The sequence below is a fragment of the Succiniclasticum sp. genome, assembly GCF_056977735.1.
Genome location: NZ_DBMCWA010000007.1, coordinates 109,917 through 118,464, shown reverse-complemented (window position 1 = coordinate 118,464; position 8,548 = coordinate 109,917). Strand labels below are relative to the sequence as shown.

Below are 8,548 nucleotides of genomic sequence, written 5' to 3'. Positions count from 1 at the left end.
CCCATAGTGACCGCATTTGCAACAAGGCAGGGTGCGGAAACTTACGTGCATGATTTTTTACCAACTGGTAAATATCAACAGGGGGCCGCTGCGTGTAAAGCAGAAATCGTAAAAACAGAAGTGAGAGATTAGATAGATTTACGAAAGGGGAGCAAGACAAGCGGGTATGATCATCCGGCAGACTACTAAAGAATTACTGGCGGCTTCTATTATGGAGCTTGCCAGGACTAAAACTGTAGAAAAGATTACGGTGAAAGAGATTGTGCAGAACTGCGGTCTGACATCCACCATCTTTTATCATTATTTTCAGGATAAGTATCAGCTGCTGGCCTGGATATACAATCGTAAATCGGAGGCGTTATTTGCGGAAAAGAACGTTATCTATACATGGCCTCAGCTTTTGAGGGTTCTTTGTACACCGTTAATGGAGCATCGGTCGTTTTATGAAAATGTATTAAAAAATACGGCGGGTAATTACCTGTTGCCTGCCAAAGGCCACACCAAGGGAAACAGCATCATCATTGCGGAAAGCGACGGTCTGTTCTATATGATGCACGGCGACGTGACCTATACGGATGAAGCACTGTATGCAAACAAACTTTCCGTTGTTTACGAAGATAAAGAAGCAGCGCGGGATACCCTGAACCGTGTGCGTGAATTTATCCGGAAAAACCCGACAGTCTATTGTTCTACCCATACGCCTCTGGGCTATGAAAATCTGGAAGCCAAACGGGTGACCGACCTGGATAATCCGCCGGAAATGCCGCCCATTGATTACGAAATTGCTTCAAAAGAAGCGACTGGCAAATGGATCTGCAGTATCTGCGGTTACGTTTATGACCCAGCGGAGCATGACGGCGTAGCCTTTGAAGACCTGCCCGCTGACTGGAAATGTCCGCGCTGCCGTCAGAGTAAGGATAAATATAACAGAGCATAAATATTAAAAATAAAAGAAGCCTGTATGGAAGGCTTCTTTTATTTTACATCATCTTGTTTCAGCGCAATGTTGAACGAAACGCTGAATGATATTATCTGGCTGCGGGGTGACGGCGAAACTGCCGGTAAAGTGAAACTCATCATACGGAAAGAAAGACGGCCAGATTGTTACCGATGTGGATGCGTCGGATCTCGCGTAAATAGAAGAGTGGTAAATTCGTGTTTTCCTCAACAGCTGTAGAATTTATTTTCTGCGGCTGTTTTGTTATAATAGTAAAAAAACAATGGTTTCCGGATACAATTTGTAATTCTTGATAGTAATGATTTGCGTGATGACGGGAGGGACAGTATGAAAGTAAAGTATGTTTGCACGAAATGCGGAAAAGTGGAAGACGTAACGACGCGGGCGCCGAAATGCGAATGCGGCGGCCTGTGGAAACTGCAGTATGAACTGCCAAAGTTTGACGAGGCGCTGATCGATAAGGACGAATGGAGCATCTTCCGTTACCGTGCCTTTATGCCCCTGGCGGACGAAACGTGGAAAGCCGTCACCATGGGCGAAGGCATGACGCCCATCGTTCCCTTTGACGAAGACCTGATGCTGAAGATGGATTATTTCATGCCGACGCTGTCTTTTAAAGACCGGGGCGCGGCGGTCCTGGTTTCCCACTGCAAGTCCATCGGCGTGACGGACGTGGTGCAGGATTCCAGCGGCAACGCGGGCAACAGCGTGGCAGCGTATTGCGGACGCGTGGGTATCCACTGCGAGATTTTTGTTCCGGAAGGGACGTCGCCGAAAAAGATCGACATGATTAAAGCCCACGGGGCCGTGGCCAATGTGGTGCCCGGTTCCCGCGACCACTGCGCGGATGTGTGCAGGGCGAAAGTTACAGAAGAAGGAAAGTATTACGCGAACCATGTGTACAATCCGTTCTTTTATGAAGGAACGAAAACCTACATTTATGAAATTTACGAACAGCTGCACCGGATTCCCCGGAACATTTTTATTCCGTTGGGGAACGGGACCCTGTTCCTGGGCGGGGTCTTCGGCCTGGAGCACCTTGTGGCCAGCGGTGTGATTCCCGAAATGCCCAATGTGATCGCTATCCAGAGTGAACACTGCGCACCCTTTGCGGAAGCAAAACGGCAGGGACTGAAAGAACCGGCCGCGGTTACGCCGAAGCCGACGCTGGCGGAAGGCATTGCCATCGGTCAGCCCATGCGTGGTGAGGAAATTCTGGAAAAGATTTATAAATACGATATGGAAATCGTGGAGATTCCGGAAGAAACGATTTTGCCGGCCCGCGCCGCGCTGGCGGCGAAAGGCATTTACTGCGAGCACACCACGGCGGGCAACTACGCGGCGTACCTGAAATACTGCGAGCTTCACGGCAGGACGCCGGACAGCCTGATTACCATGTGCGGCGCCGGACTCAAGTCAGATCACTGATACAAGTTCTTATATTTACCACTGTAAACGATTCAACAGCCGTGGAAATTCAACTTCCGCGGCTGTTATGTTATAATGATTAAAAGAGTAACCGCATAATGGAGGGTACCTATGGATTTTCGAAGGGCAAACGGGGAAGAACAGAAACGGGTACGGGTGCAGCAGATTATTGACGCAACCGCCGCGCTGTATGATGATATAGGCTACGAAAAGATTACGTTTTCAAAGATCGCGTCACGCGTAAATTTTACCCGGAATCTGCTGTATCATTATTGTTCCTGCAAGGAAGATATCTTTTTGTTATTACTGCTGCAGGACATTGAAAGGTACGTAACTGATGCCGCGCAGACATTCACGGAAGAAGTAAAGGACGTAGACGCTTTCTGCAGGGAATGGAACGCGTTATGGTTGCGGCACCAGCGGATGGCGGGTTTGTTCAGCATCGTCAACACCGTGATCCTGAAAGACGCGACGGAAGAAGCGCACATAAACTTCCGCGCGAAAATGCACGCCTCTTTCCAGCAACTGCGAAAAGTCGTCCAACTGCTGTTTCCATCATTTACCGAAAAAAAAGTGTACCAATTTGTGGAGTATCTGCATATGTTTGCGCTGGCACGGTATCCTGCCAGCCTGGAATATAAACAGATCCAGCACATTCCCGTGTATCCGCATGTGGGACATGGAACCAATCCGTTTGCCGACGAATTCATTCCGTACATTAAACTGATTTTGCAGGCCCTGACGGACAACGTCTGATACGCAGGGGGAGTGACAAAAAATACCGTAAGATTTATTTCTAAATAATAGGATACACTATCAATTTATTGCGCTGTTGGTTTCATAACGGCGCATTTTTATTTTGCTGAATACTGCTTTAATGCAGTATTACATTATACAAGTGCGGTATTTACACATTGACAATAAGAAAAAATTGCTGTATAATACCGACAGTTTAAGAAAAGTTTTTTATTAGAATTATATACTAATAATTCAGGAAAAATGCAGAAAGGAATGAGCTCTATGAAAAAACTAACCAGGAAATCGGCGGCTTTGCTGGTGGCAGGTCTTGTAACCTGCGGTCTGCTGGCAGGCTGTGGCGGCGGTGACAAGAAGGCGGAACCGGCGAAGGACGGTAAAACTGCTGTCAAGACGTTAAACTTTGGCAGCCAGATGTATTCGGAAGGTTATCTCAATCCGGCCGCTCAGGTTAATACAGCCTGGAATCTGACCCGCTACGGTATCGGTCAGGCGCTGTTCCGGTTTGACGATCATGTAAAACCGGTTCCCTGTCTGGCGGAATCTGCAACGGCCAGCGACGGCAACAAGACCTGGGTCATCAAACTTCGCAAAGGTGTTAAGTTCAGCAACGGCGAAGCTATGACAGCTACCAAGGTCAAGGAATATCTGGACTGGATCCGGGAAGCCGGTAAGAAAGGATCTTCCAACCCGACCAAGTTCCTGGATGCCAAGGCAGTGGTTACGGCTGACGATGCTGCAGGAACCATTACCATTAAATCTGAAAAGGTTTATGCGAACATGCCGGCCAATCTGGCGGATCCCACCATGTGTATCCTTGATATTAAGAACACCAAGAACCTTGACACCGGTGTCATTGGTACCGGTCCGTACATGATTAAGAGTTTCAAACCGCATGTGGGCTACGAGCTGGTTGCCGGTGATTACGATTTTGACAATAACAACTGGAATGTAATGATTGCCGGATCACCTACCGTATTTATGGGCAACTGGTGGAGCAAGAACAAGGATAATTTCTGCGGTTTCAAGAGCGATGCCTACGATAAGGCCTATGAAGAACTGCGTGTAACCACGGACCAGAAACGTTATGCCGAACTGATGCAGCAGTGCCAGCAGATCCTGATTGATGAAGCGGCGATCCTGGTGGACGGTTACTATAACAGCTGCTTCGTCTATAACACTGATAAAGTCGGGTACGCGCATATTTATCCGCTGGATTACTATCATATTACCGACGAAATCAAACCGGCCGGCGCGAAATAAGCACATAATTTGCTGACAGACAACGGCAAGGCAGCAGAAAGATCCTGCTTGTCACAGGAAGCCGGAACGAACCGTAAATAATGGCGCTGCATCACAATCGGATTTGACAGAACTTTTAAAGTCTCCTTCCTTTCCGGTTCTGTCGAATCCGGTGCAGTGCGTTATTTTAAACTGATGCTTATGACTGCATTCAGGAAGTAAACTCCAATTTATCGCGGTAAATGATTCAACAGTCGTGGAAATTCCACGGCTGTTTTGTTTTAGTATGAAAAATTGTTGTTTGTTTTAGTGACGTGACCTGCCCCCGTTTTATGTACCACGGGGATTTTTAGTATAGCTGAAAGAATTAACATGCATTCGTTGTTCCAATTGGTGAGTATGTGATAAAATAGATTAGTATTAATAACTATAAAACAGAGACGAGCCGGATATGATTCCGACAAAACAGGTAAGCGTTATTCATGGAAAGGAGCCCGCAGCATGCGAATCTTTGTCATCACCTGCAGTTTTAATTTATCTCAAACAGTAATTGATTGTGCATTTAAAACGGAAGCGGATGCAAAAGCGTACGCCGATGCGTTGAACAACGATAAGGCCAAGGCAGTTGCCCGCTGTAAAGAACTGATTGCACAGTACGATGGTGAGGAGCTGCTAAAGTTTTTTGACGAAGCGGGCGCCATTACTTTTGCTGTTGTTGCAGTTGAAATGAAATAAGTTGCAAAAACTGCAAGGAGGGGATCAGGTTGTTGAAAAAAGTTCTGACAGGTATGGTGTTGCTTTCGCTTATAGGCCTGAGCGCGGAAGCATGCACTGTTACGCTGGTGACCAAAGGCGCGTCGGCGGACGGGAGCGTGATGGTATCCCATTCCAATGACGGGTTCGGCGCGGAAGTGAACCTTGTCTACGTGCCGGCAAAAGATCATCCAAAAGGCCGTCTCCGTCCCGTGTATCCCTCGCCTGCCGCGCTGGGTGAAATGCCGGAATACAACTGTTTTTCCCAACCGAGCCTTGTGACGGCGGAACGGGGCGACGGCTGGAATTTCCCCGGCAAGCCGCAGACCAGGCCGCTGGGGTATATTCCCGAAGCCGAACACACCTATGCGTATCTTGACGGTAATTATCCCGTGGCCAACGAACACGGGCTGATGATCGGCGAATGCACCGACTTGTCCGCGCGCCTGCCGGAAGCTCCTTTTAAAAAGGGTGGCGGGATTTTTTACGCTGCGGAGCTTGGGCGCGTGGCGCTTGAACGCTGCAAAACGGCGCGGGAAGCGATTGAACTGATGGGCCGCCTGATTGACGAATACGGTTTGTGGGGAACCGCCGAGACATTGGTTGTAGCCGATAAAGAGGAAGGATGGGTGCTGGAGATGCAGCCGGCGCCCGACGGGAAAGGCGGGTTCTGGATTGCTGAACGGATCCCGGACGGGGAGTTTTTCATTGCAGCCAACGAATTGCGGATCCGCGCTGTGAGGGAAGGCGACCCGGACCAGATGTTTAACCCGCGCCTTCCGCAAATGCTGAAAGACGCAGGCTGGGCTGTGTATGATGAAAAAGGGAATCTGGACTGGGTAAAATCGTTAGAAGCAAAAGAGCACAACCACCCGTATTATTCCAAACGCCGCGTCTGGCGCGGGATGAGCCTGGCCGCGCCGTCCAAAGGGCTGCCGGCAAAGGTGGGGAATTGGGATTCGGAGTCCTATCCGTTGTCCGTCCGTCCCGACAAAAAACTGAGCGTCGGCGACATTATGCAGATGCACCGGGATTATTATCAGGATACGGAATTCGATAAATCCGGAAGCGCGTTGGCGGGTCTGTACGGATCGCCGTACCATTACGGTAAAGAAAAGGGCGAACGTTCCATCCTGTCGGCGAAGACGAGTTATACGCATATCGTACAGGCCGATGCCGCGTTTCCTTCGCCGGTTGTCTGGTGTGCCATGAATACGCCGCTGGAGAATTCCTTTATTCCGTTTGCGGTAGCGGCCATGCCGGAAGCGTACCGCCACGCGATGCGCGATACCTACGACCCCGCGAAGATGTACTGGGCGTCGAACCAGGTCATGTCGTTATCGCAGGGATATTTCAACGTCATGTACCCGCTGGTCAGCGAGGCAGTACGGAAAGCGGAAGCGGACTCGTTGCAACTGGTCAAATCGTCCCGCGGCCTTTCCGGGGAAGCGTTTGCTGAAAAACTTAACGGGAACGCGCTCAAAGTATTCGGCGAATGGAAAGAGCTTTATATACAATTGTTGAAGAAATACAATGGCGGCGCGGGCGTCCGGTATGCGAAAGAGCCGCAGGCGGATACGCCGGAGAAATATTAATGATAATGAAAAAGGATGGCTGACAGCATAAAAAAGATTTAGGTGCGGCTTTGGCGAAAAAATAGCAGAGTTGTTATTAAAGGGGCGATTTCGTTCCGGATTTACATGGAGGAGCCATGAAACAGGTTATGGGTAAAAATCTGAAAAAGTTATCGGTGGCGGTTTGCGCGCTGGGCATTTTAGCCGGCGCCTTTGTACTGCCGGTGAAGGCGATGGCGGCGGAAACGGAAGCGCCTGCCACTATTACGCTGCCGGAGTTCCGTATCAGGGGAAACGGAGTGTTTAACGTGCTGGAAGCGTTGGACAGGCGGAGAACCTCCCGCAGTTTTGCAGACAAAGCATTAAGCGGAGAGGATCTGTCTGTGCTGCTGTGGGCGGCCAACGGCATCAACCGGCCGGAGTCCGGCAAGCGTGTGAATCCCACCACCAAGGGTATTTATAATATTGATGTGTACGCGGTGATGGCCGGCGGCATTTATAAATATGATCCGACGGCCCATGTCCTGACGCAGGTTTCCCCGGTGGATTTCCGCCCGCAGATCAATGCGAAGCAGACCTTTGTCCACACGGCGCCGCTGACATTGTTCTATGTGGCGAACCCGGTTCCGCCCAGGGATCCGTCCCGTCCGGCGAATCCGGAACGGCAGCTTGCGAACAACTGCATCGTGGCGGGCACCATGCTGCAGAGCGTGGCGCTGGCTGCGGTGGATCGGGGGCTGGGGACCTGTATCCGCGGCTCTGTCGACCGGGACGCGTTTAGTAAAGCGGCAGGTCTTTCACCGGAACAGAAGGTGCTGATTTCCCAGACTATCGGCGTGCTTCCCTGAGGGCAGGTTATGAGGAAACGGTGGGGAACTTTCTGTGCTTTTCATGCCGGTCCGGCGCAGGCGTTTCAAAATGGCTGCAGCCGGAGGACCGCACCATCGAGATACGGAATAAAGAAGGACTGGTATCCTGGATGTCAGAAATCAGTGAGAAAACAATCCGGCATCGTACCGATGCAAAGTTATATATAGAAGATTACTGGACGAAACGTTCTCCGGAATTCATGAAGCTGCGCAGGGAAGAACTGCACAGTGAAAAGTATGCCCTGTGGCAGAAGGAGCTTTGCAGCCATTTCCCGCCCGGTAAGGCGCTTAAGATTCTGGACGTGGGCTGCGGTTCCGGTTTCTTTACCATTCTTCTCGGCCGGCAGGGGCATGAGGTTACGGGGATTGATTTAACGGAATCCATGATTGCGGATGCCCGTGCGCTGGCGGCGGAAGAACAGTGCAGGGTGCAGTTTCTGGTGATGGATGCGGAGAATCTGCAGTTCCCGGAAGAAACCTTTGATGTAGTGGTGTCCCGCAATGTGACATGGAACCTGCCCAATCCGGAACAGGCTTACAAAGAATGGATGCGCGTGCTGAAAAAGGGCGGTATTCTTTTGAACTACGATGCGGAATACGGAAAATACCACCATCATGAATATGAAAAAGAGGCGGTATACTCCCATAAAGGCGTAACGCCGGAGATGGTGGAGCAGTGCCACCGGATTTATCATATGCTGGATGTCAGTTTGTGGGACCGGCCCCAGTGGGATCTGGATGTTCTGGAAAAATTAGGAGCAGCTTCCTGCAAGGCTGACCGGACCGTATGGGAGCGGTTATATCCGCAAAAAGATCAGTTTTATATGCCGGTATCCCTGTTCGGGGTCTGTGCGATCAAATAAACCGCGCGCAAACGCATGTAAATAGCGTCTCCGTGCAACAAAAAAAGTCACGTAAGTGTTGACCTTACGTGACTTTTTACGTGACTCTTTTGCTTTCGGAATCTT

8 protein-coding genes are annotated in these 8,548 nt (G+C 50.1%); all 8 read left to right on the top strand.

The genetic code is table 11. The annotated features are described in order from the left end of the window. Window positions 1-166 precede the first annotated feature (166 nt). Window positions 167-937 (top strand): rubredoxin, encoded by a 771-nt coding sequence (locus tag ACZOWY_RS05730; RefSeq protein WP_484393712.1) that lies wholly within the window; start codon window positions 167-169, stop codon window positions 935-937. A gap of 348 nt (window positions 938-1,285) precedes the next feature. Beyond that, on the top strand, window positions 1,286-2,386 hold the full coding sequence (locus ACZOWY_RS05725) for a threonine synthase (protein ID WP_484393711.1): 1,101 nt from the start codon (window positions 1,286-1,288) through the stop codon (window positions 2,384-2,386). 111 nt (window positions 2,387-2,497) lie between these two features. Continuing rightward, the gene (locus ACZOWY_RS05720) at window positions 2,498-3,142 is read left to right on the top strand and encodes a TetR/AcrR family transcriptional regulator (RefSeq protein WP_484393710.1); all 645 of its coding nucleotides are present in this window, start codon (window positions 2,498-2,500) and stop codon (window positions 3,140-3,142) included. 264 nt (window positions 3,143-3,406) lie between these two features. Then, window positions 3,407-4,405 (top strand): ABC transporter substrate-binding protein, encoded by a 999-nt coding sequence (locus tag ACZOWY_RS05715; protein ID WP_484393709.1) that lies wholly within the window; start codon window positions 3,407-3,409, stop codon window positions 4,403-4,405. Between the two features lie 480 nt (window positions 4,406-4,885). Then, complete coding sequence (locus ACZOWY_RS05710; RefSeq protein ID WP_484393708.1) at window positions 4,886-5,119, top strand: hypothetical protein; 234 nt, start codon at window positions 4,886-4,888, stop codon at window positions 5,117-5,119. A 29-nt stretch (window positions 5,120-5,148) separates the two neighbouring features. Next, window positions 5,149-6,732, top strand: coding sequence for a dipeptidase (locus tag ACZOWY_RS05705; RefSeq protein WP_484393707.1), 1,584 nt, complete (start codon window positions 5,149-5,151; stop codon window positions 6,730-6,732). Window positions 6,733-6,848: 116 nt separating this feature from the next. Beyond that, a complete protein-coding gene (locus ACZOWY_RS05700) occupies window positions 6,849-7,559 on the top strand; it encodes a SagB/ThcOx family dehydrogenase (RefSeq protein ID WP_484393706.1) in 711 nt (236 codons plus the stop codon). Between the two features lie 20 nt (window positions 7,560-7,579). Next, on the top strand, window positions 7,580-8,443 hold the full coding sequence (locus ACZOWY_RS05695; RefSeq protein WP_484393705.1) for a class I SAM-dependent methyltransferase: 864 nt from the start codon (window positions 7,580-7,582) through the stop codon (window positions 8,441-8,443). Window positions 8,444-8,548: the final 105 nt, after the last annotated feature.